Genomic DNA, 2,154 nt, shown 5'->3' on the forward strand with positions numbered 1-2,154 from the left:
ATTTTAAGAATAAGAGAATCCAAGAAAAAGTTAAGAGATTTTGCATCTTCCTTGGAACCGATTGCTCTTTCTAGTTTTTGATCCCAACGTGAGATATCCCACTTACGTTTTGTAGATGTTTCTTTAGGTATTCCATCAACGGTAATTCTAAGGTAAACGACTCTAATTTTACTTTCATTGCGGGGGATTTTCAAAAAGAAAACCAGCCCAAAACTGCTTTCTAACATAATTCAACTTTTAGGGTTAATAAATGTAGAATTATAACTCCAAAAAATCAAGTCGTTAAGTAAGTTAACCCCTTTGTTAATAGGGTTTTAGATGATATTCTGTGGCACATTTTAAAAAATGTAAATGTGCCACGATTGTGCCACAAAAACTTTGAGCGCTTTTATAAATTTTGACTAGGTGCAGAAAATGAAAAAAGCCTGCAAATCGCTGGATTTGCAGGCTTAACACTTTTTTTAAGGACTTTTGAAAATATTGAAACTCTTTCACTTTCTTATCTTCATCCCTTATAGTGGGGAGAGTAGGATTCGAACCTACGAAGACGTAGTCAGCAGATTTACAGTCTGCCCTCGTTGGCCGCTTGAGTATCTCCCCGAGGCCTTTGCTTTCAATACTTGCGTTGTTGTTAGCGGTGGCAAATATAGTAACAGTTTTCGTTTCTGCAAATTAATTTTGCACTTAATTTTGGATTATTTTTTAATCTATTGGTATTGAATAAAATAAAAAAATCTCCACTAGGGAGATTTTCTATTTTGTTCTAGAAGAACTATTTTTTTGCTAGTAATTCAAAAATTTTAGCTCTTAATTCAGGACCTCTTAAGTCGCGTGCTACTACTTTTCCAGATGCATCTAAAATAAATGTCGCGGGAATTGCTTGTACTTTATATTGAGCCGCAATAGGATCTTCCCAAAACTTTAGATTCGAAACTTGCGTCCAAGTAAGATTATCTTTAGCAATTGCTTCTTTCCATTTTGATTTATCCTTATCTAAAGATACACCAATAATGTTTAATCCTTTTGAATGCAATTCTTTATAAATTGCTACTACATTTGGGTTTTCTTGTCTACATGGTGCACACCATGATGCCCAAAAATCGACTACTGTAACTTTTCCTAAACTTTCCTTAAGCGTAATGATTTTGCCTTCGGGATTAGGAGCAGAAAAATCAGTACTTCATTTAGCGTCACCAGTAGAAGGAGCAGTTGCTCCAACTGAAGGCGCTTTCATTTCAGCAAGTTTTGTTTTTACTGCTTTACCTGGTTTCGTGTTTTTAATAGTTTCATCTAAACCATTGTAAATCGTTTCCATTTTCTTTACATCAGTAGATGGATCCATTAATAAACCTTGAACAATCAAAGCGGTAATGAAAGATTTTGGGTGATTTTCAGCATATGAAAGGTATTTTGCTTTAGAAGCTGTTCCTACTTCTTCTTGAATAGAAGTGTACTCTTTCATTAATTTATTGATTACAACGGTATCGTTAGTCTGTTGTGCAGCAGTCATTGCTTGCATGTTACTTTTTTGAAACGTCATTAGTTTCTTTTGAACAACTTTAATTTCGTCGTTAAATTTAACGTACTCATCATTGTTGTACGTTCCTGAAACTTTTGTGTTTTGGATACTATCTTTATCAATAACAACAGCAATTTCACCACTTTCTAAGATAAATGGCACTTTTGAAGCAGCAGCTTCTAATTGAATAGTATAAAATGCAGGTTCAGTAACTTTACCTTTGATTTCAAATTTACCGTTTTCAACTTTTACGGTATCAACAGCAACAAAGCCCATTCCTGATTCGTCTTGCTTTTCTAAGATAATCGTTTTACCGTTTTCAACACCTTTTGCTGTACCAGAAATGATGTATTCATCTTTTCCAACTTTGCTGCAAGAGATTAGAACAACAGCTGCAGAAAGTAATAAAATTATTTTTTTCATTATAAATGAGTTAATTGAGTTAAGTCGCAAAAGTATTTAAAATATTATTGCTTTAACAATTTTCTGAGCTAAAATTTTGTTATTATTTGCTATTTTTTTAGATTTTTTATCAACTGTGGCGTCTGTTTTCTTTGATACTACTAAATACACTTTAACGCCGTTAATTTAGTACTGATTCTGTTTTTTTAGATTGCTTACGCTAAGCATGATTA

General features: G+C 33.1%; 1 protein-coding gene, 1 tRNA gene and 2 pseudogenes. All 4 read right to left on the minus strand.

Features of this window, described 5'->3' with window-relative positions; genetic code table 11:
* Window positions 1–227, minus strand: a pseudogene (locus P8M54_RS00590) (site-specific integrase); the annotation flags it as partial.
* Between the two features lie 291 nt (window positions 228–518).
* A tRNA-Tyr gene (locus P8M54_RS00595) sits at window positions 519–600 on the minus strand.
* A gap of 172 nt (window positions 601–772) precedes the next feature.
* Window positions 773–1,162, minus strand: a pseudogene (locus P8M54_RS00600) (TlpA disulfide reductase family protein); the annotation flags it as partial.
* An 18-nt stretch (window positions 1,163–1,180) separates the two neighbouring features.
* The gene (locus tag P8M54_RS00605; RefSeq protein WP_300283815.1) at window positions 1,181–1,942 is read right to left on the minus strand and encodes a DUF4369 domain-containing protein; all 762 of its coding nucleotides are present in this window, start codon (window positions 1,940–1,942) and stop codon (window positions 1,181–1,183) included.
* Between the last annotated feature and the right edge of the window lie 212 nt (window positions 1,943–2,154).

Origin of the sequence: Flavobacterium sp. (assembly GCF_029242675.1) — a bacterium.
Lineage (GTDB): Bacteria > Bacteroidota > Bacteroidia > Flavobacteriales > Flavobacteriaceae > Flavobacterium.